At 73.6% G+C, this 25876-nt stretch carries 22 protein-coding genes; 17 read left to right on the forward strand and 5 right to left on the reverse strand.

The features are described from left to right. The first annotated feature begins 145 nt into the window (after window positions 1-145). The 13 genes from ABZ809_RS08175 (at window position 146) to ABZ809_RS08235 (ending at window position 14849) form a co-directional block, all read left to right on the forward strand. The gene (locus tag ABZ809_RS08175) at window positions 146-1669 is read left to right on the forward strand and encodes a sugar ABC transporter ATP-binding protein (RefSeq protein WP_357561745.1); all 1524 of its coding nucleotides are present in this window, start codon (window positions 146-148) and stop codon (window positions 1667-1669) included. After that, window positions 1666-2727: an ABC transporter permease gene (locus tag ABZ809_RS08180; protein WP_357561746.1), complete on the forward strand. Its 1062-nt coding sequence runs from the start codon at window positions 1666-1668 to the stop codon at window positions 2725-2727. Before ABZ809_RS08175 ends, ABZ809_RS08180 begins: the two co-directional genes overlap by 4 nt. Continuing rightward, a complete protein-coding gene (locus ABZ809_RS08185) occupies window positions 2717-3778 on the forward strand; it encodes an ABC transporter permease (RefSeq protein ID WP_357561747.1) in 1062 nt (353 codons plus the stop codon). The genes ABZ809_RS08180 and ABZ809_RS08185 overlap by 11 nt, the downstream gene beginning before the upstream one ends. 40 nt (window positions 3779-3818) lie before the next feature. Further along, window positions 3819-4898: a rhamnose ABC transporter substrate-binding protein gene (gene rhaS, locus ABZ809_RS08190; protein WP_357561748.1), complete on the forward strand. Its 1080-nt coding sequence runs from the start codon at window positions 3819-3821 to the stop codon at window positions 4896-4898. Window positions 4899-5029: 131 nt separating this feature from the next. Continuing rightward, a complete protein-coding gene (gene rhaI / locus ABZ809_RS08195) occupies window positions 5030-6211 on the forward strand; it encodes an L-rhamnose isomerase (RefSeq protein WP_357561749.1) in 1182 nt (393 codons plus the stop codon). A 35-nt stretch (window positions 6212-6246) separates the two neighbouring features. Next, a complete protein-coding gene (locus ABZ809_RS08200) occupies window positions 6247-8280 on the forward strand; it encodes a bifunctional aldolase/short-chain dehydrogenase (RefSeq protein WP_357561750.1) in 2034 nt (677 codons plus the stop codon). Then, window positions 8277-9734, forward strand: a complete 1458-nt coding sequence (locus tag ABZ809_RS08205; protein ID WP_357561751.1) for a rhamnulokinase family protein — start codon at window positions 8277-8279, stop codon at window positions 9732-9734. Before ABZ809_RS08200 ends, ABZ809_RS08205 begins: the two co-directional genes overlap by 4 nt. Then, the gene (locus ABZ809_RS08210; protein ID WP_357561752.1) at window positions 9713-10486 is read left to right on the forward strand and encodes a (Fe-S)-binding protein; all 774 of its coding nucleotides are present in this window, start codon (window positions 9713-9715) and stop codon (window positions 10484-10486) included. Before ABZ809_RS08205 ends, ABZ809_RS08210 begins: the two co-directional genes overlap by 22 nt. Window positions 10487-10503: 17 nt before the next feature. Beyond that, window positions 10504-11913: a lactate utilization protein B gene (locus ABZ809_RS08215; protein ID WP_357561825.1), complete on the forward strand. Its 1410-nt coding sequence runs from the start codon at window positions 10504-10506 to the stop codon at window positions 11911-11913. Continuing rightward, on the forward strand, window positions 11910-12515 hold the full coding sequence (locus tag ABZ809_RS08220; protein ID WP_357561753.1) for an LUD domain-containing protein: 606 nt from the start codon (window positions 11910-11912) through the stop codon (window positions 12513-12515). The genes ABZ809_RS08215 and ABZ809_RS08220 overlap by 4 nt, the downstream gene beginning before the upstream one ends. Before the next feature lie 110 nt (window positions 12516-12625). Continuing rightward, window positions 12626-13549, forward strand: coding sequence for an NAD-dependent epimerase/dehydratase family protein (locus ABZ809_RS08225; RefSeq protein ID WP_357561754.1), 924 nt, complete (start codon window positions 12626-12628; stop codon window positions 13547-13549). After that, window positions 13546-14022 (forward strand): nuclear transport factor 2 family protein, encoded by a 477-nt coding sequence (locus ABZ809_RS08230; RefSeq protein ID WP_357561755.1) that lies wholly within the window; start codon window positions 13546-13548, stop codon window positions 14020-14022. Before ABZ809_RS08225 ends, ABZ809_RS08230 begins: the two co-directional genes overlap by 4 nt. After that, a complete protein-coding gene (locus ABZ809_RS08235) occupies window positions 14019-14849 on the forward strand; it encodes an SDR family oxidoreductase (protein ID WP_357561756.1) in 831 nt (276 codons plus the stop codon). Before ABZ809_RS08230 ends, ABZ809_RS08235 begins: the two co-directional genes overlap by 4 nt. A 37-nt stretch (window positions 14850-14886) precedes the next feature. Here ABZ809_RS08235 and ABZ809_RS08240 read toward each other — a convergent pair whose 3' ends face one another. From ABZ809_RS08240 to ABZ809_RS08260, 5 genes are read right to left on the reverse strand one after another with little or no spacing between them, the layout of a single operon-like run. Continuing rightward, window positions 14887-15405 carry a nuclear transport factor 2 family protein gene (locus ABZ809_RS08240; protein ID WP_357561757.1) on the reverse strand — a complete coding sequence of 173 codons (519 nt, stop codon included), beginning with the start codon at window positions 15403-15405 and terminating at the stop codon, window positions 14887-14889. A 52-nt stretch (window positions 15406-15457) separates the two neighbouring features. Next, the gene (locus ABZ809_RS08245) at window positions 15458-16354 is read right to left on the reverse strand and encodes a TIGR03619 family F420-dependent LLM class oxidoreductase (RefSeq protein ID WP_357561758.1); all 897 of its coding nucleotides are present in this window, start codon (window positions 16352-16354) and stop codon (window positions 15458-15460) included. Beyond that, on the reverse strand, window positions 16351-17499 hold the full coding sequence (locus ABZ809_RS08250; protein ID WP_357561759.1) for a TIGR03617 family F420-dependent LLM class oxidoreductase: 1149 nt from the start codon (window positions 17497-17499) through the stop codon (window positions 16351-16353). The genes ABZ809_RS08245 and ABZ809_RS08250 overlap by 4 nt, the downstream gene beginning before the upstream one ends. Continuing rightward, on the reverse strand, window positions 17496-18371 hold the full coding sequence (locus ABZ809_RS08255) for an SDR family oxidoreductase (RefSeq protein ID WP_357561760.1): 876 nt from the start codon (window positions 18369-18371) through the stop codon (window positions 17496-17498). Before ABZ809_RS08255 ends, ABZ809_RS08250 begins: the two co-directional genes overlap by 4 nt. After that, the gene (locus tag ABZ809_RS08260) at window positions 18368-19015 is read right to left on the reverse strand and encodes a PaaI family thioesterase (RefSeq protein WP_357561761.1); all 648 of its coding nucleotides are present in this window, start codon (window positions 19013-19015) and stop codon (window positions 18368-18370) included. Before ABZ809_RS08260 ends, ABZ809_RS08255 begins: the two co-directional genes overlap by 4 nt. Window positions 19016-19534: 519 nt before the next feature. On the opposite strand from ABZ809_RS08260, the gene ABZ809_RS08265 reads away from it, so the two are divergent. The 4 genes from ABZ809_RS08265 to ABZ809_RS08280 all read left to right on the forward strand — a co-directional run bounded on the left by ABZ809_RS08265 (window position 19535) and on the right by ABZ809_RS08280 (window position 25861). Next, window positions 19535-21112, forward strand: a complete 1578-nt coding sequence (locus tag ABZ809_RS08265) for an ABC transporter substrate-binding protein (RefSeq protein ID WP_357561762.1) — start codon at window positions 19535-19537, stop codon at window positions 21110-21112. Window positions 21113-21277: 165 nt separating this feature from the next. Further along, entirely contained in the window at window positions 21278-22915 is a 1638-nt protein-coding gene (locus ABZ809_RS08270) for an AMP-binding protein (protein ID WP_357561763.1), read from the forward strand. Further along, window positions 22912-24072 (forward strand): CaiB/BaiF CoA-transferase family protein, encoded by a 1161-nt coding sequence (locus tag ABZ809_RS08275; protein WP_357561764.1) that lies wholly within the window; start codon window positions 22912-22914, stop codon window positions 24070-24072. The genes ABZ809_RS08270 and ABZ809_RS08275 overlap by 4 nt, the downstream gene beginning before the upstream one ends. A gap of 91 nt (window positions 24073-24163) precedes the next feature. Further along, window positions 24164-25861 (forward strand): AMP-binding protein, encoded by a 1698-nt coding sequence (locus ABZ809_RS08280; protein ID WP_357561765.1) that lies wholly within the window; start codon window positions 24164-24166, stop codon window positions 25859-25861. Window positions 25862-25876: the final 15 nt, after the last annotated feature.

Here is a 25876-nt window from a genome sequence, read left to right on the forward strand (position 1 = left end):
CGAGTTCAGGTCGAGGGGCGGATCCTGATCGCCTCGTGTGGGTTCCGCGCGGGCGGCAGGCGATGAATCGCCTCGAAGCTCTTGACGCTCGTCAATGTCTGCCTCTACGGTCCATTCAGGAGATTGAAACGATTCAGGAGGTCCGATGAGCCTCGGCGTACCGGGCGCGGAGGGCGCTCCACTGCTGGTACTGGACGGCGTGACGAAGTCCTTCGGAGCCGTCGCCGCGCTGCGCGGGGTGCGCCTGGCGTTGCACTCCGGTGAGGCCCACGCCCTCGTCGGTGAGAACGGGGCTGGCAAGTCGACCCTGGTGAAGATCCTGGCCGGGGCGCACGCCCCGGACTCCGGCCGGATGACCCTCGACGGCCGTCCGCTGGAGCTGCGCGGCCCCGCCGATGCGCGGGCCGCCGGTATCGCCGTGATCTACCAGGAGCCGACCCTGTTCCCGGACCTCTCGGTCGCGGAGAACATCTTCATGGGCCGGCATCCACTGCGCGGCCTGCGCCGCATCGACAGCCGGGCGATGAACCGCGACGCCGAGCAGCTGTTCCAGCGGCTGGGTGTCCGGATCGACCCGAGCCGGCCCGCCCGTGGGCTTTCGATCGCCGACCAGCAGCTCGTCGAGATCGCCAAGGCGCTCTCCTTCGACGCCCGCGTCCTGGTCATGGACGAGCCGACCGCCGCGCTCTCCGGGGTCGAGGTGGAGCGGCTCTTCGGCGTCGCCCGGTCGCTCTGCGAACGCGGCGCGGCGGTGCTGTTCATCTCGCACCGCTTCGACGAGGTGTTCGACCTCTGCCAGCGCGTCACCGTGCTGCGCGACGGGGCCTGGGTCTCCAGCGACAGCGCCGCCGACCTCACCGTCGACGAGGTGGTGCGGCGCATGGTCGGCCGGGACGTGTCCTCGCTCTATCCGAAACAGGACGCGCCGCTGCGCGACACCCTGCTGGAGGTACGGGGGCTCAGCCGGTCCGGCGTCTTCTCCGACGTGTCCTTCTCCGTCCGGGGCGGTGAGATCGTCGCCCTGGCCGGGCTGGTCGGCGCCGGGCGCAGCGAGGTGGCCCGCGCCGTCTTCGGTGTCGACCGCTACGACGCGGGTGAGGTTCGCGTCGCCGGTCGGGCCCTGCCGCCGAACAGCCCGCGCAGGGCGATCGCCGCCGGCATGGCCCTGGTGCCGGAGGACCGCCGGCAGCAGGGCCTGGTCATGGAGCTGTCGGTGGAGCGCAACGCCACCCTGGCCCGCCGCCGGGCGCTGAGCCGGCTGGGCCTGCTCGTCGGCGGCGCCGAGCGGGCCGAGGCCCGGATCTGGACCCGCCGGCTGCAGGTCAAGGCCGCCCGGTTGGCCGCGCCGGTGGCCACCCTCTCCGGGGGCAACCAGCAGAAGGTCGTCCTCGCCAAGTGGCTGGCCACCGAGCCCCGGATCCTGATCATCGACGAGCCCACCCGCGGCATCGACGTCGGCACCAAGGCAGAGGTCCACCGACTGCTGTCCGAACTGGCCGGCGAAGGCCTGGCCATCCTGATGATCAGCAGCGAACTGCCCGAGGTGCTCGGGATGGCCGACCGGGTCCTGGTGATGCACGAGGGACGGGTGGTCCGCGAGCTGCCGCGCGCCGAGGCCGACGAGACGTCCATGATGTTCGCCGCGACCGGCCAAGGAGCGACCGCATGAGTCTCACCGACACCGGTGCGCCCGCACGGGCCGATGGCGACCCGCCGCCCGGCCCCGGCCGGCCGCGCCGCACCCTCACCGAGCGGCTGCTCGCCGTGCGGGAACTGGGTCTGCTGCTCGCGCTCGGCGCGCTGATCCTGGTCACCACGCTGCGCAACGACCGCTTCCTCAGTGCGCAGAGCATCAAGGACCTGCTCCTGGGCTGCGCGATCCTGGTGATCCTCGCGGTGGGCCAGACCCTGGTCATCGTCACGCGCAACGTCGACCTGTCCGTGGGGTCGATCCTGGGGCTGGTCGCCTTCGCCACCGGCGACCTGTTCCTCGCCGCGCCCGGCACCCCCTGGCCGGTCGCCCTCCTGCTCGGCGTCGGGCTGGGGGCCGTGTGCGGGGTGATCAACGGTGGACTGATCGCCGTGGCGAAGGTCCCGGCGCTGGTCATCACACTCGGCACCCTCTACGCGTTCCGCGGCGTCGACTACTACTGGGCCGCCGGCCGGCAGATCAACGCCGCCGACATGCCCCGGTCCTTCCTGCGCCTGGGCAACCAGACGGTGCTCGGCGTGCCGGTGCTCTTCCTGGTCGCGCTCGTCGTGGTCGCCGCCGTCGGCTGCTACCTCCGCTGCTACCGCAGCGGCCGGGAGCTGTACGCCATCGGCTCCGAGCCGGCCGCCGCCCGGCTCTCCGGCATCCCCGTCGGCCGGCGCGTCCTCGCTGTCTTCGTGGCCAACGGCGCGCTCGCCGGCCTCGCCGGTGTGCTCTACGCCGCCCGGTTCGGCACCCTCGACGCGGCGGCCGGCTCGGGCCTGGAACTCCAGGTGGTCGCCGCGGCGGTGGTCGGCGGAGTGGCGATCTTCGGTGGCAGCGGAAGCGCCTACGGCGCCGCGCTCGGTGCCGTCCTGCTCACCACGATCGGCAGCTCGCTGGCCGTCCTGCGCATCGACCCGTTCTGGCAGCAGGCCGTCGTCGGCGCGCTCATCCTCGCCGCCATCGGTCTGGACCGGCTCCTGGCCCTGCGCACGGCGGCCCGGCTACGAGGGAGAAGCCTCCATGGCGCATGACAGCCTGTACGCCGCGCCGCCGTCCGGCGCGGACACCGAGCGGGGGGCGGGCCGTCTGGCCGGGCTGCGCGGCGCGCTCGGCACCTGGGACGCGGCGATCGTGGCCGTCCTGCTGGTGGCGGTGCTGCTGGCCAGCCTGTCGGTGCAGAACTTCGCCACCGGCCGCAACGTCCAGTTCCTGCTGCTCGACCTGGTGCCGCTGGCCCTGCTCGCGCTGCCCATGACGCTGATCGTCGTCACCGGCGAGATCGACCTGTCGGTGGCCAGCACGGTCGGCCTGAGCAGCACCCTGATGGGGCAGCTGTGGCTGTCCAGCGGGCTGTCCCTGGAGCTGATCTGCGTCCTGGTGGTGCTGGTCGGCGCGGTGCTCGGCGCGGTCAACGGTGTGTTCGTCACCGGCTTCGGCCTGCCGTCGCTGGCCGTGACCATCGGCACCCTCGCCCTGTACCGGGGGCTGTCGTTCGTCGTGCTGGGCGACCAGGCGGTGGCCGACTTCCCGGCCGGCTGGACCGCTGCCGCCGTGCGGGCCGTCCCCGGCACGTCGATCCCCGCCGTCGTCGTCCCGGTGCTGCTGCTCGCGCTGGCGTTCGGCGTCGTGCTGCACGCCACCCCGGTCGGCCGGGCGTTGTACGCCATGGGCAACAACGACGAGGCCGCCACGTTCGCCGGCGTGTCGGTGGCCCGGACCAAGTTCTGGCTCTTCGTGGTCTCCGGGGCCGTCGGCGGGCTGGCCGGGATCTTCTGGACCCTGCGCTACGCCAGCGCCCGTGGCGACAACGCCACCGGCCTGGAGCTGACCGTGGTGACCGCGGTGCTGCTGGGCGGCGTGTCCATCTTCGGCGGTCGCGGCGGGTTGCTCGGCGTGGTGGCCGGCGTCCTGCTCCTCGGGGTGCTGCGCAACGCGTTGCAGCTCGCCGATGTCGACGCCAACGCGCTGACCATCGTCACCGGGACTCTGCTGATCGTCTCCGTGGTACTGCCCAACGCCGTCGCGGACGTCCGCGCCCGGCTGCACCGCCGACGGCGACGCGCGCAGCCCAGCGTGTCGTGATCGTCGGCGCTTCCCCCACCACCACCCCGAGAGGATATCGATGTCCACGTACCGACGGCTCCGTGCCGGGGCCACCGCCCTCACTCTCGCCGCGCTGCTGCTCGGCGCCACGGCCTGCGGCGGCACCACCCGGGAGAACTCCGGCGACGACAGCGGCGGCGCGCAGGCCAGCGGCGCCGCCGACCCGGATGCCAGGCTCAGGGAAGGGCTCAAGATCGCCTTCCTGCCGAAGCAGGTGAACAACCCCTACTTCACCACCAGCGACAACGGCGGCAAGGAGGCGGTCACCGAGATCAAGGGGGAGTTCAAGGAGGTCGGCCCGTCCGAGGCCAGCGCCTCGTCCCAGGTCAGCTACATCAACACGCTGTCCCAGCAGGGCATGGACGTCATCGTGACCTCGGCCAACGACCCGAACGCGATCTGCGGGGCGCTGAACCAGGCGAAGGCGGCCGGCGCCAAGATCGTCACGTTCGACTCCGACACGAAGCCGGAGTGCCGGCAGATCTTCGTCAACCAGGTGACCGCCGAGGGCATCGCCGAGAACCAGGTGAAGCTCGTCTCCCAGCAGATCGGTGGCGAGGGCGAGATCGCCATCCTGTCCGCCACCGCCAACGCGACAAACCAGAACGCCTGGATCGCGCTGATGAAGGAGGAGTTGAAGAAGCCCGAGTACAGCAAGATCAAGCTGGTCACCGTGGCGTACGGCAACGACGACGACCAGAAGTCGTTCCAGGAGATGCAGGGCCTGCTGCAGTCGTACCCCAACCTCAAGGGCGTCATCTCCCCGACCACCGTCGGCGTCGCGGCCGCCGCCCGGTACCTCAGCGGGTCGCAGTACAAGGGCAAGGTCAAGCTGACCGGCCTGGGCACCCCCAACCAGATGCGGGAGTACGTCAAGGACGGCACCGTCGACGCGTTCGCCCTGTGGAACCCGGCCGACCTCGGCTACCTCGCCGCGTACGCCGGTGCGGCGCTCGCCTCGGGGCAGATCACCGGTGCCGAGAACGACAAGTTCAAGGCCGGCAGGCTCGGCGAGTTCACCGTCGGCAAGGACGGCGTCGTCGTCCTCGGCCCGCCGACCGTCTTCGACAAGAGCAACATCGACCAGTTTCAGTTCTGAAGCGCGGCCCGGCCGGCGCCGTCGCCCCTCGCGGGCGCCGGCCGGGCCGCCACGCGGAACCGTGACGTCAACAACCGCTGGCAGGCGGAGACGGCGTCCTTCTTCCTCAACCTCGATCCGGGAGAACAAGCATGAGCCAGACCGACGTCACGGTCCGGGAGCGGGTCAAGCAGGCCCTGCGCGCCCAGCGCATCGAAACCCCGTCCTGGGCGTACGCGAACTCCGGCACCCGGTTCAGGGTCTTCCCGCAGGAGGGCGTGCCGCGCGACCCGTACGAGAAGATCGCCGACGCCGCGGTGGTGCACCGGCTGACCGGCGTGGCGCCGACGGTGGCCCTGCACATCCCGTGGGACCGGGTCGACGACTACGCCGACCTGGCCGGGTACGCCGCCGACCAGGGCGTCGCCCTCGGCGCGATCAACGCCAACGTGTTCCAGGACAGCGACTACAAGCTGGGCAGCGTCACCAACCCCGACCCCGGGATACGCCGCAAGGCGATCGACCACCTGATCGAGTGCGTGGACATCATGGACCGCACCGGCTCCCGCGACCTCAAGCTCTGGTTCTCCGACGGCACCAACTACCCGGGGCAGGACGACATCCGCGCCCGCCAGGACCGGCTCGCCGCCGCGTTGCGTGAGACGTACGACCGGCTCGGCGGCAACCAGCGGATGCTCCTGGAGTACAAGCTGTTCGAGCCGGCCTTCTACACCACCGACGTGCCCGACTGGGGCACCGCGTACGCGCACTGCCTGGAGCTCGGGCCGAAGGCCCAGGTCGTCATCGACACCGGCCACCACGCGCCCGGCACCAACATCGAGTTCATCGTGGCGTTCCTGTTGCGGGCCGGCAGGCTCGGTGCGTTCGACTTCAACTCCCGCTTCTACGCCGACGACGACCTCATGGTCGGCGCCGCGGACCCGTTCCAGCTTTTCCGCATCATGTACGAGATCGTCCGCGGTGACGCGCTGCGCCCGGAGGCGGGCATCGCGTTCATGCTCGACCAGTGCCACAACATCGAGCCGAAGATCCCCGCGATCATCCGCTCGGTGCTCAACGTGCAGGAGGCCACCGCCAAGGCGCTGCTCGTCGATGCCGACGCGCTCGCGACCGCGCAACAGGCTGGCGACGTGCTCGGCGCGAACGCGGCCCTGATGGACGCCTACAACAGCGACGTGCGGCCGCTGCTCGCCGAGTTGCGGGCCGAACTGGGCCTGGACCCCGACCCGATCGCCGCCTACGCCCGCTCCGGCTACTTCGAGAAGATCCGCACCGATCGCGTCGGCGGCCAGCAGGCCGGCTGGGGCGCCTGAGCACCACCGAGAGACGCAGACAGAGGAAGAGGACGATGCACTCCGAGGTTCAGGCACTTGTCGCCCGCAGCAACCGGCTCGGCGCCGACCCGACCACGACCAACTACGCCGGCGGCAACACCTCGGCCAAGGGCCGGGCCGCCGACCCGGCGACCGGCGGCCCCGTCGAGCTGCTGTGGGTCAAGGGCTCCGGCGGTGACCTCGGCACCCTCACCGAGGCCGGGCTGGCGGTGCTCCGGCTCGACCGCCTGCGTGCCCTGGTCGACGTCTACCCCGGCGTCGAGCGGGAGGACGAGATGGTCGCCGCGTTCGACTACTGCCTGCACGGACGGGGCGGCGCCGCGCCGTCGATCGACACGGCCATGCACGGCCTGGTCGACGCTCCGCACGTCGACCACCTGCATCCCGACGCCGGCATCGCCGTCGCCACCGCCGCCGACGGGCCGGAGCTGACCAAGGCGATCTTCGGTGACCGGGTGCTGTGGGTGCCGTGGCGGCGGCCCGGCTTCCAGCTCGGTCTCGACATCGCCGCCGTCGCGCGGGCGAACCCGCAGGCGATCGGCGTCATCCTCGGCGGGCACGGCATCACCGCCTGGGGCGCCACCAGCGAGGAGTGCGAGCGCCACTCGCGGGAAATCATCCGTACCGCGCAGGCGTACCTCGACGAGCGGGGCCGGCCCGAGCCGTTCGGCCCGGTGATTCCCGGCTACGAGCCGCTGCCGCCCGACCAGCGGCGCGTCCGGGCCGCGGCGCTCGCGCCGGTCCTGCGTGGCCTGGTCTCGACCGACCGACGCCAGGTCGGGCACTTCACCGACAGCGACGTGGTGCTCGACTTCGTCGCCCGCGAACGGCACCCCGCCCTCGCGGCGCTCGGCACCTCGTGCCCCGACCACTTCCTGCGGACCAAGGTCCGCCCCATGGTGCTCGACCTGCCGCCGACCGCTCCGCTGGCGGACACCGTCGCGCGGCTCACCCGGTTGCACGCGGCCTACCGCGACGACTACCGCGCCTACTACGAGCGGCACGCCGGCCCGGACAGCCCGCCGATGCGTGGTGCCGACCCCGCGATCGTCCTCGTGCCCGGGGTGGGCATGTTCAGCTTCGGCGCGAACAAGCAGACCGCCCGGGTCGCCGGCGAGTTCTACGTCAACGCCGTCAACGTGATGCGCGGCGCCGAGGCCGTCTCCACCTACGCGCCGATCGACGAGGCGGAGAAGTTCCGCATCGAGTACTGGGCCCTGGAGGAGGCCAAGCTGGCCCGGCTGCCCAGGCCGAAGCCGCTGGCCACCCGGATCGCGCTGGTCACCGGGGCCGGTTCGGGCATCGGCCGCGCCATCGCCCACCGCCTCGCCGCCGAGGGCGCCTGCGTGGTCGTGACCGACCGGGACGCCGCCGCCGCCGAACGCGTCGCGGGCGAGCTGGGCGGTCCGGACGTCGCGGTGGCCGTACCCCTGGACGTGACCGATGCCCCGGCGGTGGCCGACGCGGTCCGCGCGGCCGTGCTCGCCTACGGCGGGCTGGATCTGGTGGTCAACAACGCCGGGTTGTCGCTGTCCAGGTCGCTGCTGGACACCACCGAGGCGGACTGGGACATCCAGCACGACGTGCTGGCCAAGGGCTCCTTCCTGGTCTCGCGCGAGACCACCCGGATCCTCGTCGCGCAGGGGATGGGCGGCGACATCGTCTACGTCTCCAGCAAGAACTCCGTGTTCGCCGGCCCGAACAACGTCGCCTACGGCGCGGCCAAGGCCGACCAGGCGCACCAGGTCCGCCTGCTCGCCGCCGAACTCGGCGGCCACGGCATCCGGGTCAACGGCGTCAACCCCGACGGCGTGGTGCGCGGCTCCGGCATCTTCGCCGACGGCTGGGGGGCGCAGCGCGCCGCCGTCTACGGGGTGCCCGAGGAGAAGCTGGGCGAGTTCTACGCCCAGCGCACCCTGCTCAAGCGGGAGGTGCTGCCCGAACACGTCGCCAACGCCGTCTTCGTGCTCACCGCCGGGGACCTGTCGCACACGACGGGCCTGCACATCCCGGTGGACGCCGGCGTCGCCGCGGCCTTCCTCCGGTGAGTGGCGTCGTCGACGTCGCCGCCGTCGACCTCGGTGCGGCCAGCGGCCGCGTCATGGTCGGCCGTGTCGGCGCGGGCCGGGTGGAGCTCACCGAGGCGTACCGCTTCGCCAACGAGCCCGTCCGGGTCGGCGGCACCCTGCACTGGGACATCCTCGCCCTGTGGCACGGCGTGCACACCGGGCTGCGGGCCGCCGGCCCGGTGACGAGCGTCGGCGTCGACTCCTGGGCCGTCGACTACGGGCTGCTCGACGCCTCCGGGGCGCTGCTGGGCAACCCGGTGCACTACCGCGACGCGCGCACCGACGGGGTGGCCGAGCGGGTGGCGGAGCAGGTGGGGCAGGAGCGGCTGTACGCCACCACCGGGTTGCAGCAGCTGCCGTTCAACACCCTCTACCAGCTGGTCGCGGCGGCCGGCACCCCCCAACTGGGCGCCGCCGACCGGCTCCTGCTGATCCCGGACCTCATCACCTACTGGCTCACCGGCCACGTCGGCGCCGAGCTCACCAACGCGTCGACCACCCAGCTGTACGACCTGCGCCGGCGGACCTGGGCCACCGACCTGATGGCGGACGTGGGCATCCGCGCCGGCCTGTTCCCGCCGCTGCACGGGCCGGGCACCCGGCTCGGCCCGGTCCGGGCCGAGCTGGGGCTGGCCGGTACGCCCGAGGTGGTGGCGGTCGGCTCCCACGACACCGCGTCCGCCGTCGTCGGCGTGCCGGCGGCCGGGGAACGGTTCGCCTACGTATCCTGCGGCACCTGGTCCCTCGTCGGCGTCGAACTCGACGCCCCGGTCCTCACCGAGGCGAGCCGACGGGCCAACTTCACCAACGAGGCCGGTGTCGACGGCACCGTCCGCTACCTGCGGAACGTGATGGGCCTGTGGCTGCTGCAGGAGTCGCTGCGTGGCTGGGGCACGGCCGACCTGTCCGACCTGCTGTCGAAGGCGGCCGGCGAGCCTGCCTTCCGGTCCGTCGTCGACCCGGACGACCCGGCGTTCCTGCCGCCCGGCGACATGCCGGCGCGGATCGCCGAGGCCTGTCGGCGCGCCGGCGAGCCGGTGCCGCACAGCCCGGCCGCCACGGTCCGCTGCATCCTGGACAGCCTGGCGCTGGCGCACCGGCGGGCCGTCCGCCAGGCGCAGGAGCTGTCGGGCCGGGACGTCGAGGCCGTGCACGTGGTCGGCGGCGGGGCCCGCAACGGCCTGCTCTGCCAGCTGACGGCCGACGCCTGCGGACTGCCGGTGGTCGCCGGGCCGGTGGAGGCCACCGCGCTCGGTAACATCCTGGTGCAGGGCCGGGCCGCCGGCGTCGTCGGCGGCGACCTGCCGGCGCTGCGGGCCCTGCTGCGCGACAGCCAGCACCTCGTCCGGTACGAGCCGCGGGGCGACCAGAGGGCGTGGCGGGCCGCCGAAGAGCGGATGGGGGGTCGAGGGTGCGTGTCGCGCTGTTCGTGACCTGCCTGGCCGACACCCTGTTCCCGCAGGCGGCGGTGGCGACGGTGCGGCTGCTGGAGCGCCTCGGCCACGAGGTCGTCTTTCCCGGGGACCAGACCTGCTGCGGGCAGCTGCACGTCAACACCGGTTACCCGGACGACGCGCTGCGGCTGGTCCGCCGGCACGTGCGCGTCTTCGCCCCGTACGACGTCGTGGTGGCGCCCTCCGGCTCGTGCGTCGGCTCGGTCCGGCACCAGCACGCGGTGGTGGCCCGGCGGGCGGGTGACGAACGGTTGGCCGCCCGGGCCGAGGAGGTCGGCCGGCGCACGTACGAGCTGTCGGAGTTCCTCGTCGACGTGCTCGGGGTGACCGACGTGGGCGCGTACTACCCGCACCGGGTGACGTACCACCCGACCTGCCACTCGCTGCGGATGCTGCGGGTGGGGGACCGGCCGCTGCGGCTGCTGCGCGCGGTCCGCGGGCTGGAGCTGGTGGAGCTGCCGCAGGCGGAGCAGTGCTGTGGCTTCGGCGGTACGTTCGCGGTGAAGAACGCGGACACCTCGACGGCGATGCTCGCCGACAAGATGCGCCACGTGCTGGCCACGCGGGCGGACGTGTGCACGGCCGGCGACGCCTCCTGCCTGATGCACATCGGCGGGGGCCTGTCCCGGCTGCGGGCCGGCGTGCGGACCGTGCACCTGGCCGAGATCCTGGCCGCGACAGAGGGCACCGGGGCCGCTGGCGAGCGGGAGCGACAGGGGGTGCGACCGTGACCCGGACGTTCCTGGGCATGCCGGCCACGGCTCCGCGCGGGGTGGGACAGCTACGTGGCGAGGAGCCCTTCCCCGCCGGGGCCCGCCGCGCCCTCGGCGACGCGCAACTGCGGCGCAACCTGCGGCACGCCACCGGCACCATCCGGGCGAAGTCGGCGGCGGTGATCGACGAGGTGCCGGACTGGGCGGAGCTGCGCGCCGCCGGCCGGGCGATCAAGACCGACGCCATGGCCCGCCTGCCGGAGCTGCTGGAGCAGTTGGAGGCCGCGGTCACGAGGGCCGGCGGCACGGTGCACTGGGCCGCCGACGCGGTCGAGGCCAACCGGATCGTCACCGACCTGGTCCGGGCGGCCGGCGCCGACCGGGTCATGAAGGTCAAGTCCATGGCCACCCAGGAGATCGGCCTCAACGAGGCGCTGGAGGCCGCCGGGATCGAGCCGGTGGAGACGGATCTCGCCGAGCTGATCGTGCAGCTCGGTGACGACCGGCCGAGCCACATCCTGGTGCCGGCGATCCACCGTAACCGGGCGGAGATCCGGGAGATCTTCCTGCGGGCGATGCCCGGGGTCGACCCGGCGCTCACGGACGAGCCGGCGGCCCTGGCCGCCGCGGCGCGCCGGCACCTGCGGGAGACGTTCCTCAGCACGCGGGTGGCCGTCTCCGGGGCCAACTTCGCCGTCGCCGAGACGGGCACCCTCGCGGTCGTCGAGTCCGAGGGCAACGGGCGGATGTGCCTCACCCTGCCGGAGACCCTGATCACCGTGCTGGGCGTCGAGAAGGTCATCCCCACCTGGCGGGACCTGGAGGTCTTCCTCCAGTTGCTGCCGCGGGCGTCGACGGGGGAGCGGATGAACCCCTACACCTCGATGTGGACAGGCGTCACCCCGGGCGACGGCCCGCAGGCGTTCCACCTGGTGCTGCTCGACAACGGGCGCAGCGCGGTGCTCGCCGACGAGGTGGGCCGGCAGGCGCTGCACTGCATCCGCTGCTCGGCCTGCCTCAACGTCTGCCCCGTGTACGAACGTACGGGCGGGCACGCGTACGGGTCGGTCTATCCGGGGCCGATCGGGGCCGTGCTCTCCCCGCAACTGACCGGGGTGGCCGACAACGCCTCCCTGCCGTACGCCTCGTCGCTCTGTGGCGCCTGCTACGACGCCTGCCCCGTCATGATCGATATACCGTCCATCCTGGTCCACCTGCGTGGCCAGGCCCCGCATCCGCGCGCCGAGGCGGCGGCGATGACCGCCGCCGCGTACACCATGGACCACCCGGGGCTGTACGCGGCCGCGCAGCGCGCGGCGAGGCTGAGCCGGCTGGCCGGCCCGCGCGGCCGTGGCCTGCCGCCGCCGCTGTCCGGCTGGACGGCCAGCCGCGACCTGCCGGAGCCGCCGCCGCGGACGTTCCGACAGTGGTGGGCCGAGCGGTGACCGCACGGGACCTCGTCCTCGGTCGGCTCCGTGCCGCCCTCGGTGAGCCCCGGCCGGTGCCGGCCGAGGTGCCCCGGGGCTACCGTGCTGCCGGATCGGTCGCCGTCGACCTCGACGTGCTCGTGGGCCGCCTCACCGACTACCGGGCCACCGTGCACCGCTGCGCCGACACCGACGTCGCCCGCGTCGTCGCCGAGGTGCTCGGTGGCCGGCAGGTCGTGGTGCCTCCCGGACTGCCCCGGCACTGGCTGCCCGACACCGTCAGTGCCGTGCCGGACGACAACCTCCCACCGGGCCGGATCGCCGCCGCGGACGGGGTGGTCACGGCGGCGGCGGTGGCCGTGGCCGAGACGGGCACGATCCTGCTCGACGGGGCCCCGGACCAGGGCCGCCGGGTCATCACGCTGCTGCCGGACGTGCACGTCTGCGTGGTGCGGGCCGACCAGGTCGTCGCCACCGTGCCGGACGCCCTCGCCCGGGTCGCCCCGCACCGGCCGCTGACCTGGATCAGCGGACCGTCCGCCACCAGCGACATCGAACTCAACCGGGTCGAGGGCGTCCACGGCCCCCGGCACCTTCACGTGGTCGTCACGACCAGGTAGTGCACTCTCGCACTAACCTAACTATCGCTTGGTTGGTAAGCTCGGCAGCCATGCTGGCTCCCAGTTTCGCGTGTCGGGGGAGCCGCCTCACTACGCAAGGAGACCTCACGATGAAGGTGCTCGTGGTCGGTGGAACCGGCATGATCGGGGCCCACACTGCCCGCCATTTGCGGGACCGGGGAGACGACGTCACCGTCGCCGCCCGAGGGGCGGTCGAGGCGGACTCGCCCGTCGCCGACCTGCCCGTCCTGCGCGGGGACTACACCCGCCAGACCTTCACCCGGGAGGACCTGGCCCCCTTCGACGCGGTCGTCTTCGCCGCCGGGCAGGACGTGCGCCATCTGCCCCGCGACGTGGACGAAACGCGGTTCTGGAAGGAGACCCAGAGCGCGGGGGTGCCGGCCTTCGCCGCGCTCGCCAAGAGCGCGGGTGTCTCCCGCTTCGTCCAGGTCGGCAGCTACTACCACCACCTGCGACCCGACCTGGCCGACGCCAACGCCTACGTCGCCGCCCGGCGCGACGCCGACGAGGGCGCCCGGGCGCTGGCTGACGCGTCCTTCACGGTCTGCACCGTCAACCCGCCCTCGATCATCGGTGCCATCCCCGGCATCACGGCCAGGCGCTACCGCCGGATGGTGTCCTGGGCCGCCGGCAACGAGCCGCAGATCCCCGACCACGCACCGGCCGGCGGCACGAACTACCTGTCGGCCCGGTCCCTGGCCGAGGCGATCGGCGGCGCGCTCGACCGCGGCACGGCGGGCGCGGCATACCTCGTCGGCGACGCCAACCTCACGTTCGCGCAGTTCTTCCAGCTGCTCGTCGACGCGGCCGGCGGCAACCGCACCATCGTCGAGCGCGACGAGCCGCACCCCTTCATGCCCGACTCGATGATCGTCCAGGGCCGGGGGACGGTCCTCGCCTACGAGCCGGATCCGGCCGAGACCGCCCTGCTCGGCTACACCCGTGGTGACTGCGAGCGCGCCGCCGCCGAGCTTGTCGCGGTCGTGCGCGCGGCGACCGCTCCCGCGTCGTGACCGGCCTCGACGCGGCCGACCTCGCCGCGCTGCGCGTGCTCTCCGAGACGTATGCGGCGGCGGCCGACGACCGTGACACGGCCGCGGTCGGCTCGCTCTTCGTCCCGAACGGTGTCCTCGTCGTCCCCGAGCCGCCGGCTCACCTCGACCCCCACGTGTCCCACGTCGGCCGTCCCGCCGTCGTGGCCGCGCTCGGGGCACTCGCCGGCACCCTGGCGACGACCCACGTCGTGGCCGGGGCGCGCTACCTGCCGACGCCGACCGGGGCCCGTGGCCGGGTCCGCGGCACGGCCCACCACCTGCTGCCCGGTCGCGAAGGGCCCTCCGACCTCGTCTGGTTCCTGCACTACGACGACGAGTACGCGCGCACCGACGACGGATGGGCCTTCACGCGGCGCGCGGTGACCATCAACTGGATCGAACGCCACCGCGTCTGGGTGACCCGGACCGACGGGGAAGGGACCGGCGGATGAGCGCCACCCGCAGGCTCGAGGACCAGATCGCGGTCGTCACCGGCGGTGCCCTCGGGATCGGCGGCGGCATCTCCCGCCGGCTCGCCGCCGCGGGTGCCCACGTCGTCCTCGTCGACATCGACGGGGAGGCCGCCGCCGACACCGCCGCCGACATCCGTGGCGCCGGCGGCGAGGTCGAGGTCGTCCTCGCCGACGTACGCACCGCCGACGGTGTCGCCACCGCGGTCGCCGCCGCGTCGGCCCTCGACTCGGGGCGGGTCGACGTGCTGGTCAACAACGTCGGCGACTTCCGCCCGGCCGCCAGGACCTTCCTGCACTCGACCCCGCAGCAGTGGCAGGCGCTCTACGAGATCAACCTGTGGCACGTGCTCGCGATGACCCACGCGCTGCTGCCCGGCATGGTCGAGCGAGGCCGTGGTGCCATCGTCAACAACTCGACCGTCGAGGCCTTCCGGGGCATCCCGGCGTGCGCCCCGTACTCCGCCTACAACGCCGGGGTCAGCGCCTTCACCAGGAGCCTCTCCGTCGAGGTCGCCGGCCACGGGGTGCGGGTCAACGCGATCGCACCCGACCTTGCCGACACGCCCCAGACGCCGGCCGCGGCGATGCTGCGCGGACGTGACCCGGAGCTCGTCCGCACCTGGATCCCCGTCGGGCGCTTCGGCGCGCCCGACGACTACGCCGCCGTCGTCGAGTTCCTGGCCAGTGACGACGCCCGCTTCGTCACCGGGCACACGATCCCCGTCGACGGCGGGACCCTGGCCGCCTCGGGCTGGTACGCGCGGGCCGACCGCAAGGGCTGGTCGAACATGCCCAACGAGGCCTGACCGGGCGCACGCGGGGCCCGGGCCGGTGCGTACGGGCTCAGGCCCCGGAATCGACGGCGCGGGCGAGAATGTCGCGGCCCTCGTCGGTGCCGTCGAGCTGGCGGTTCCAGCGGTGGGTCACCTTCCAGCCCTCGTCGGTGCGGGTGAACTCCCACCGGTTGGAGCCGGTACGCCAGATCCGGTAGCCGTTCTCGTCCGGAGCGTGGAGCACGAGCTGCGAGTAGTTCGTCACGACGGCCCGGTCGCCGTCGACGACGATGTGCGGCAGGCCCATGAGGTGGGCGGCGCCGGAGTGGATCAGGGCCTGGTGCCGCTCACCGGTCACCATGCCGCGCAGCGCGTCGCGGCCGTTGAGCACGACCGGGTAGGTGTCGTACACGCCCTCCTCGGTCCACATCCGGGCGGTGACCTCGGCGGAGCCGCTGTCCACGGCGGGGCCGTAGCCGGCGACGATCCGCCACAGGGCGAGCTGGTCCTCGGCGGCGGCGAGGCGCCGTTCGGCCTGCTCGAGGCGTGCTTCGAGCCGGGCGAGCCGGTCGGGCTGCGAGTCGGTCATGGCGGGTTCCTTCCGAGCGGGCTTCTCGCGGGCCGTTCCGGCCGGTGGCCGGTCAGGTCGTGGACGCGTTCGTCTCGAAGCGTTCCGGGGTGAGGTCGCGCAGCGCGGCCATCTGCGCGAGGTGGTGGGCCGCCGAGGTGGCCACGAGGCTCGCGTTGACCGCGGTCGCCCCGACGGCGTCGGCCGTGTGCAGGCGCTCGCGGGAGCCGTCCGGGTCCCCGAGCGGGTCCAGCGGCGGGATCTGCAGCACGAGGTCGAAGTCGTCCGGGCGCTCCACGGAGGCCCACAGGCGGGTCAGCTCCTGCGGCCCGAGGCCGAACGGCGCCCACCCGGTGCCGTGCGCCACCGCGCGGCGCAGCGAGCGGCGGGTGCGCCCACCGAACCACAGCGGCACCGCGGTGCGCGGCGCGTGCGGTTCGACGACGAAGTCGGTGAACGTGAACCGGGGCCCCTCGTGGTGCGGCACGGCCCTGCCCCATGCGGCGCGCAGGGCCGCGATCGCCTCGTCCGCGACCGCGCCGCGCCCGGCGAACTCGGCGCCGAGCAGGTCGAACTCCTCTTCGAGGCTGCCGACCCCGACCCCGAGGATGACGCGCCCGCCGCTGAGCAGGTCCAGGGTGCCGTAGGTCTTGGCGAGGGCCAACGGGTGGTGGTAGCCGATGACGACGACGTTCGTCGCGAGCCGGACGCGGCGCGTCGCCGAGGCGAGGAACGACAGCGTGGCCACGGGGTCGAAGTACGTCGCGCCCCGCTCGGCGGCGATCGGGGCGGGCACCGCGACGTGCTCGCTGCACGTCAGGTGGTGGTAGCCCAGGTCGTCGGCGGCGCGGGCGATGGCCAGCAGCGCACCGCCGACGTCGGGGCCGGCCAGGACGTCCCGCTCCCAGGCGGCCGCGGTGCGCGGGTGCTGGACGACGACCGGGGTGAGCAGGCCGATGCGTGCGGTCATGGCAGGGTCTCCGATCCGGCGCCGCCGCGCGTCGCGCCGGTGGCCTCGTCGCCGGGGCCGCCGGTCGCGGGCGGATCGCAGGCCGCGGCACTCGTCGGGATGCGCCGGAGGCGTACCAGCAGCGCACCGAATTCCTCGTCGTCGGCCGGGTCGAGCGGCAGCCCGAGCCCGAGCCCGTCGGCGAGCCCGCCGTAGGCCTGCCCGAGCACGCCCGGCAGCTCGGCATAGGTGCCGTGCGGGATGAGTGTGGCCAGCGTCTCGTCGTCGAGGGTGTCGGCGAGTCCCGCCCAGCGCCCGGAGGCGGCCATCTCGGCGAGCCGTTCGCCGACCCGGCCCAGGCCGAGCCGGTCCAGGGTCGTGCGGTAGGCCGGGGTGGAGAAGAGGAACGCCAGCTCCTGGCGGGCGGAGTCGCGGCTCGCGGCGACTGCGGCCGGCGTCGGACCGGTGATCGACTTGGACACGACGACGACCCGCGGGATCCCGGCGCGTCCGGCGCGCTCGGCCCCGGCGCGCAGCGCGGGGAGCACGACCGTGCGCAGGTGACTCGGGTGCGAGTTCGTCGCGTGGGTGACGAAGCCGTCGGCGAGCTCGCCGGCCACCTCGCAGACGCGCCGGTTGACCCCTCCGGTGTAGAGCGCCGGGGCCGCGGTCGACAGCGGGCCGGGGTTGAAGTAGGGCTGGAGCCGGGTGAAGCGGTAGTGGCTGCCCTCGTGCTCCAGGGGCCCGCCCGTGGCGAACGCGGCGAAGATCGCCCGGATCGAGGCAAGGTAGTCGCGCAGGTTCTCGGCCGGCCGGTCCCACGGCACCGAGAAGCGGCCGACGATGTTGCCGCGTACCTGGGTGGCCAGGCCGAGCTGGAAGCGACCCCCGGAGAACCGCGCGAGGTCCCACGCGGCGTACGCGGTCACCATCGGGCTGCGGGGGAAGGCCAGCGTCATGCTGGTGCGTACGGTGATCCGGCTGGTGTGCTCGGCCGCGAGCAGGGCGACCGCCAGGGAGTCGTGCGTCGTCTCGGGGACGTGCACGGTGTCGAAGCCGAGCCGTTCGATGCGCGCCACGACCGCGGGCACCTCGCGCAGCGCCGTCGTCGGCGGCAGCGTCGTGGCCAGCTCCATCCGGGTGGTTGACGCCTGTGCCGCCGTCATGGGATGCGGCCCGCCAGGGCGGCGTTGACGACCTCGTCGCCACCGACGATCCGGGCGAGCTTCTCCAGCCGGGGCGCGCGGCGCAGGTGCGCCCCGCCCTCGACCGGCAGGCACGCGCCGGTGATCCACGAGGATTCGGGACCACACAGGAAGCGGACCGCGGCGGCGACGTCCTCGGCGCGTCCGACGCGCGACAGGGGCTTCTCGGCGACGGTCGCGGCGGCCAGCTCGGGGTCGGCCAGCAGCAGGCCCGGGTTCTCCCCGTCGGTGGCCACGATGCCGGGGCGCACGACGTTGACCCGCACCGCGAGGTGGCCGAGCTCGTCGGCGGCGACCCGGACGAGCGCCTCGAGCGCGGCCTTGCTCACCGAGTACGACGGCATGAACGGGAAGGAGTGCCCGCCCGCGCTCGAGGAGGTGCACACGATCGAGCCCCCGCCGCGTGCGGCCAGGGCCTGTCCGCCGTGCCGGATCGCGTGCAGCGCCGTCGTGACGTTGCGCCGGAAGTCGTGTTCGAGGGTCGCTGCGTCGAGGGCGAGCACGGGACGGAAGGTGCCGCCGCCGACGGTCGTGACGACGGCCGCCAACGGGGTCTCGTCGGCGACGCGTACCGCGGCGGCCACGTCCTGCTCGAGGGCGGAGTCGCCGACGCTGACCCGCACCGGCGGCGCCCCGGGAGCGGCTGCGGCGATCGTCGCGGCCGCCGCCCGCAGCGTCGCCCCGGTGCGCCCCATGATCGTCACCGCGGCCCCGTCGGCGGCCAGCGCGGCGGCGATGGCGCGGCCGAAGCCGCCGCCCCCGCCGATGACGAGCGCGCCGCGGCCGGCGAGCGGACCGGGTGTGGCGCTGGTCGGGTCGGGACTCGTGCTCATGCCCGCTCCCGCGGGAGTCGCCGGAACTTCTCCCGCGTCGACGGGTCGTCCATGAGCACGAAGGTGCCCGTGGCCGTGACGCACGTCAGGTCCCCGACGCGCAGCTCGCCGGAGCTGCGCACCTTGCGCCCGTCGCGCCCGTCGTGCCGGGCCAGGATCGTGATCGTCGAGCCGATCGGGATGGCCGCGCGGAAGGAGATGTCGAGCCCGACGGTCACCGCGGCATACCCGGCGCGGGCGTTGGCGATGCCGAGGGCGTGGTCCATGAGCATGGCCGAGGTGCCGCCGTGCACGTGCCCCGGCGGGCCCTGGAAGGCCAGCCTCAGGGTGACCTCGCCGCGCAGCGAGCCGTCCGGCTCGACCCAGAGACTCACCGGCGGCGACAGCGGGTTCTCGGTGCCGCCGGCGGGGTCGAAACGGCCCGGGCCGGGCTGGCGCCACATCGTCGCGATCCGCTCGGAGAGGTCCGGGGCGTGGGCGTCGATCCGGGCGGTGAGCACGTCGAGGTCGGCCACGATCCGATCCGCGTCAGCGTCGATGGCCCCGCCCGCGCGGGTGATCGCGTCGACGAGCCGGCGGGTGGCTGAGGCGACGGCGTCGATGCCGGTGTCGCGGGGCAGTGCCGTGGCGAGGGTGGCTTCCACCGGGCGGACTCCTTTGGCCGGTCAGGGCAACCAAGCGCTTGCTTGATCGCACCTTAGCGACCCGGTGGCGCCCTGGCAACGGCTGCGCCCTGGCGTCGTCATTTCGTCGGTCGCGGCGGCTTCCGCCCGTGGGGCGCGGCGGCGTCCGCCTGTGGGGCGCGGCGGCTTCCGCCCGCGTGGGCTGCGGCGTCCGCCCGTCGGTCGCGTCGTCGTCCGCCCGTGTGCGGGCCGCGTCGTCCGCCCATTGACGCGCCCGCGCCCTGCCCTTACCGTCCCAATCGAGCGCTTGGTTGGATCGTGGGGCGGCCGTACGCCGGCAGCCTCGGGGACGCCGTGCGCCGATCAGCTCCAGGTGCGTACCACACCGCCGACGCATCCATCACCCACCGTGACCACCGCGCCCGCACGGCCACTGCCGAACGACCCGCCGGTACCCCCGCCGCGCCCCAGGCGTCCGGGACCCCGCCGGCGGCCGCGGCGCCGCTCCCGGCTCGGACCGCTGGTCAGGAAAGGAGCATCTTGTCCCGCCTCCCGCACCACCGACGCCTCGCCGTCGCCGCCAGCCTGCTCGCCACCCTCGCCGTCGGAGCCTGCTCCGGCACCCCGACCAGCGACCCGGGCGCCACCGGTGCCGCCACGGGTGAGATCGACCGCGACGCCGTCCTGCGGGTCACGGCCTCGTCCCCGTTCCAGAACCTCGACCCGGCCCAACCGGCCCCCGGCGGCTACCCCTACCTCACGCTGATCTACGACCGGCTCACCATGGTCGACTCCAGGGACGAGATCGTCCCCGGTCTGGCGCTCTCGTGGACCTACGCCAAGGACGGCTCCCACCTCGAACTCGCCCTGCGCGACGACGTCACCTTCCACGACGGGACGCCCTTCGACGCCAACGCCGTCAAGGTCAACATCGAGCGCGGCCAGACGCTGCCGACGAGCACCATCAAGCAGGACCTCGCCGCCATCACCGGCGTCACGGTCGTGGACGCGCACACCGTGCGCCTCAACCTCAAGCCGGGCACCGGCGCCGTGCTCCCCTCGGCCCTGGCCACCGCCGCCGGCATGATGGTCTCGCCCAAGGCGATCGCCGACGGCGTCGACCTCAAGCGCACCCCCGGCAACGCCGGCTCGGGCCCGTACGTCGCCACCGAGTTCGTGCCCAACGAGAAGTACGTCGTCAAGCGGGCCGAAGGCACCCACTGGGACCCGAACGCCGGGCGCCTCGCCGGAATGGAGATCACCCGCGTCCCCGAGGGCGCCACCCGGCTCAACGGCGTCATCAGCGGTCAGACCGACCTCAGCTTCGTCTCCTCGGCCAACGAGGTCGTCCAGGCCCGCCAGCTCGGCGACGCCGGCCAGCTCAAGGTGACCACCCGCCCGTTCCGCAACGTCCTCGGCATCCTGCTGCGCGCCGACATGGGCGACCTCAAGGACAAGCGGGTCCGTGAGGCCATCGCACGCTCGGTCGACCCGGCCGCCATCCGCGCGCTCTTCGCCGACACGTGCACGCCCACCCGCAGCATCTACCCGGGCAGCCCGTGGGAGGACCCGGCGGCGACCTACCCGTACGAGTTCGACCTGGCCAGGGCCAAGGCGCTGATCGCCGAGGTCGGCGGGGCCAAGGTGTCGATCAGCTTCTCCGCCGGCACCAACACCGAGCAGCCCGCCACCGCCATCCAGGCCGCCATGTCCCAGGCCGGCATCGACGCGAAGCTCAACCCGACGCCGAACTCCGAGACCGAGGCCCGCTTCATCGCCGGCGACTTCGAGCTGGAGGTGTCCAACACCTTCAACCCGCGCCTCGACCCGGCGGGCACGGTGGACAACTACTTCACCGGCAACTACAAGCTCGCCACCGACCCCGAGGCCATCGCCCCGATCGCGGCCAGGGCCGCGGACCCCCGCTCCAGCGTCGGGGAGCGTGCCAAGCAGTACCACCAGCTGTGGGAGCGGCTGTTCACCGAGGCGTGGTTCATCCCGGTCTGCAACCTCACCAGCGCCACCATCGCCTCCCCGAAGGTCGTCGGGGCCGAGCAGCTGCCGTGGACCAACCTCGGCCTGTTCGACCTGCGCACCGTCGCGATGACGAAGGGCTGAGCGCCAGCTCCCCACCCGTCGGGGGGGGGGGGGGGGCCCCCCCCCCCCCCCCCCCCCCCACCCCCCCCCCCCCCCGGGGGCGGGGGGCGGCCCCCCCCCCCCCCCCCCGGCGGCGGCCCGGCCCCCCCCGCCCCCGCCCGGCCCGAAGAAAGGCAGCCAGAGCCAGTGACCCGTCCCGCCGCCACCCCCCTCCTGCCCGCCCTGTCCCGTCTGCTCGACGAGCAGCCGGACCTCGCCCTCACCCTCGCCGGCACCCCGTTCACCGTGGCTGAGCTCGATGCCGCGTCGCGTCGCCTCGCCGGGTTCCTCGCCGACCGCGTCGCTCCCGGGGACCGCGTCGTCGTCCTCGCCCGCAACGGCCGCCTGGCCCTGCTCTCCTGGTGGGCGACGACGCTCTGCGGCGGTTTCGTCGTCCCGCTCAACACGAGCAACCGCGGCCCCGTACTGGCCCACCAGGTGCTCGACGCCGACCCGGTCGCGATGATCGTCGAGGACGAGTTCGTGCCCGTCCTGGACGACGCCCTCGCCGGCACGGGGCTACGGGCGCCGGTCCTCGTCGGCGCCCCCGACGCCGGCCGGGCCTCCTCGGGCCCGGTGCCCGCCTGGGCCACCGAGGTCGTCGACTTCGACGCCGCCGTCGCCGGGGGCTCCGCGGTGACGACCACCCCGGACCTCGACGCGTACGCCACCAGCCACCTCATCTACACGGCCGGCACGACCGGACCGTCCAAGGCGTGCCTGGTCAGCCACGGCTACGTGGCGAACATGGCCCGGCAGATGCACGAGAACCTCGAGCGCCACTCCGGTGACGTGCTGTGGTCGGCGATGCCGTTGTTCCACATGGCCGCCGTCGGGCACGTCATGGGCTCGCTCCAGCTCGGCTCGGCCATGGACATCGCGCAGCGCTTCTCGGTCAGTGGCTTCTGGGACGAGATCCTGCGTTCCCGCGCGACGATGGCCGCGCTCATGGGCTCGATGCTGCCGATGATCGTCGGCGCCCCCGAGTCCGAGGCCGCCCGCGAGGCCTTCGGCCAACTGCGCGTCGTCTCCGGCTCGCCGGTCACCGCCGAACTCGCCGCCCGCTGGACCGAGCGGTTCGGCGTCGAGCGGGTCGGCTCGGGCGCCTACGGCCTGACCGAGGCCAGCCTGATCACGCTCACCCCGCCGGGGGGTTACCGCGCCGGGGCCGCCGGCAAGGTCAACGACTCCTTCGAGGTGCGCATCGTCGACGAGCACGACAACCCGCTGCCCGTCGGCGAGGTCGGCGAGATCGTCGCCCGCCCCACCCGCCCGGCGATCATGTTCAACGGCTACTGGCGCCAGCCGGAGAAGACCCTGGAGGTCTTCCGGGGCCTGTGGTTCCACTGCGGTGACTACGGCCGTCTCGACGAGGACGGCTACCTCTACTTCGTCGACCGCGGCAAGGACTACCTGCGCCGCGGCGGCGAGAACATCTCCAGCTTCGAGATCGAAGGCATCGTCGCGGCCCACCCGGCCGTCGGTGAGGTCGCCGTCCACGCGGTCCCCTCCCCGCTGGCCGAGGACGACCTCAAGGTGACGGTCGTGCCCGCGCCCGGCGCGCGGATCGATCCCGCCGAGCTCTTCGGGTGGTTGCACCCGCGGATCCCGCGGTACGCCGTCCCCTCCCACATCGAGGTCCGCGCCGAGCTGCCCAAGAACGCCGTCGGGCGGGTCCTCAAGCGGGTCCTGCGCGACGAGGGCGTGACCCCGCAGACGTGGAGCACGGACCCCCGCGCCGTGACCGGCACCCCGGTCCCGGCCGGCGCCGGGGAGCAGGCGTGAGTGCCGTCCCCGGCCCGGTCCCCGGCCAGCGGTCCGCGGGGCCGCTGGCCGGCCTGCGCCTGGTCGAACTCGGTGGGCAGGGGCCGGTGCCGTTCGCGACGATGATGCTCGCCGACCTCGGTGCGCAGGTCGTGCGGGTCGACCCACCCGGCGAGCCCGACCGGCGGAAGCGCGCGCAGGTGAACGCGATCGACCGCGGCCGTACGACCGTCACGCTCGACCTGAAGTCCGGGGCCGACCGGTCGCTCGTGCACCGGCTGCTCGCGGACGCGGACGTGCTGCTCGACCCGTTCCGTCCCGGGGTGCTCGAACGTCTCGGCCTGGACCCGGCCGAACTCACCGAGCGGTACCCGCGCCTCGTCGTGGCGCGGATGACCGGCTGGGGCCAGGACGGTCCGCTCGCCGCGGCCGCCGGGCACGACCTCAACTACATCGCCGTCTCCGGGGTGCTCGACACCATCGGCCTGCCCGGGTCCGGCCCCGTCGTGCCGCCGATGTACCTGGCCGACTTCGCCGGCGGCGGCATGGTGCTGGCCTTCGGCGTCCTGGCCGCCCTGCACGAGCGCGTCTCCTCCGGGCGCGGGCAGGTCGTCGACTCCTCGATGCTCGAGGGCAGCGGGCTGCTCACCGTCGTCATCCAGTCGATGCACGCGCGGGGCGCCTGGAACCTCACCCGCGGGACGAACTACCTCGACGGCGGGGCGCACTTCTACCGGGTGTACCGCACCGCCGACGACCGGTTCATGTCCGTCGCGGCCATCGAGGCGAAGTTCTACCGGACGTTCCTGCGCACTCTCGGCCTCGAACCGGAGGACGGGCCGGGGCAGTTCGACGAGTCGGGGTGGGCCGGCTGGGCCGAGCGGATCGCGGCGGTCTTCGCCGGACGCACCCGGCAGGAGTGGACAGGCGTCTTCGCCGGCGTCGACGCGTGCGTACACCCGGTGCTGGACATCGCCGAGTCGGCCGGGCACCCGCAGGTGCGGGCCCGGCGCGCCGTCGTCGAGGTCGAGGGGGTCGCCCAGCCGGCCCCGGTGCCCCGCTTCTCGCGGACGCCCGCCGGGATCCCGCGGGCCCCGCGGCGCCGTGGTGAGGACACGGACCGGGTGCGCTCGGCGCTCGCCGGGGCCAGCCCGTGGGAAGCCCTGTGCAGGCCTTGACCTGCGTCACACCCCACCCTACGATCTCGACCAAGCGCTTGCTTGTTACCGCTGATCCGCATTCGACGACGAACGAGACGGAGCGACGTCAATGACGACTCAGACTTCGGTGGCCCGAACCTCGGGGCCCGCCGTCTTCGGCGACATCGTGCGCGGGCGCTCGGGTGACGACCACCCGGGCCTCCTCTTCGAGGGCCGCACCATCTCGTGGGGCCAGGTCGTGCGGGAAGCCGCCGACCGGGCCGCCGCCCTGGCCGACGTGCCCCGGCCCGAGGGCCGGCCGCTGCACCTGGGGGTGCTCCTGGAGAACACCCCCGACCACGTGTACTGGATCTGCGCGGCGGCGCTGTCCGGCGCCACCGTCGTCGGGATCAACCCGACCCGACGCGGCGCCGAACTGGCCCACGACGTGCGGCACACCGACTGCGACCTGCTCATCACCGAGGACCGCCTCGCCGGCCTCGTCGACGGGCTCGACCTGGGCATCCCCGCCGAGCAGGTGCGCAACGTCGACTCCCCGGAGTACGCCGCCTGGCTGGCCCGGCACGCCGGCGCGCCGGTGCCCACCGACGAGGTCGACCCCGGCGCCAACCTGCTGCTCATGTTCTCCTCGGGCTCGACCGGGGCACCCAAGGCGGTCATCTGCTCGCACCGGCGCCTCGCCGCGGTCTCCGAGGCGCTGCTGGCCCGCACCGAGCTGACCCGCGACTCGGTCAGCTACCTGTCGATGCCGCTGTTCCACGGCAACGCCGTCATGCTCAACCTCGGGCCCGCCATGGTCTGCGGCGCGACGATCTGCATGGTCCGCAGGTTCTCCGCGTCCGGCTTCGTGCGCGACGTGCACGAGCACGGCGTCACCTACTTCAACTACGTCGGCCGGGCCCTCGCCTACGTCCTGGCCCAGCCGGTCGACCCGCGCGACGCGACGAGCACGCTGCGCCGCGCCGTCGGCACCGAGGCCTCGGCCACCGACATCGCCCGCTTCACCCGGCGCTTCGGCGCCGTCATCTCCGAGGGCTACGGCTCCAGCGAGGGCGTCATGCGGATCAACCGCACCCCCGGGACGCCCGACGAGGCGCTCGGGGTGGCCGTCGCCGGCGCCGAGATCAAGGTCATGAACGAGACCACCGGGCTGGAGTGCCCGCCGGCCAGGCTCGACGGGACCGGACGGCTCGTCAACGCCGAGGAGGCCATCGGCCAGCTCGTCGGAGTCGGCATGGCCGCCCGGTTCGAGGGCTACTACAAGAACCCCGAGGCCGCCGCCGAGCGGATCCGTGGCGAGGACTTCTGGTCCGGGGACCTGGCCTACCGCGACGCCGACGGCTACTTCTACTTCGCCGGCCGCTCCTCGGACTGGATCCGCGTCGACAGCGAGAACTTCGCCGCCGGGCCCGCCGAGCGGATCATCGAGCGCTGGGACCGGGTGGCGGTCGCCCCCGTCTTCGCCGTGCCCGACCCGCGCACCGGCGACCAGGTCATGTGCGCGCTCCAACTGCGCGGCGGCGCCAGCTTCGACCCCGAGGCGTTCACCGCCTTCCTCGACGCGCAGGCCGACCTCGGCACCAAGTGGCGGCCCCGCTTCGTGCGGATCGTCACCGAGATTCCCACCACGGGCAACAGCAAGGTCGCCAAGCAGGTCCTGCGCCGTGCCGCCTGGGTCACGACCGATCCCGTGTACGTCCGCGACGGCGCGTCCACCGCGTACCGCCCGCTCACGGCGGCGGACGTCCAGGACCTCGAGAAGCAGTTCGCCGACAACGGGCGCACCGCGCTCCTGCCGGCCACCTGACCCGCCGGCCCGCCC

This window comes from Micromonospora sp. NPDC047074 (genome assembly GCF_040643815.1).
In the GTDB taxonomy this organism is placed as follows: Bacteria; Actinomycetota; Actinomycetes; order Mycobacteriales; family Micromonosporaceae; genus Micromonospora.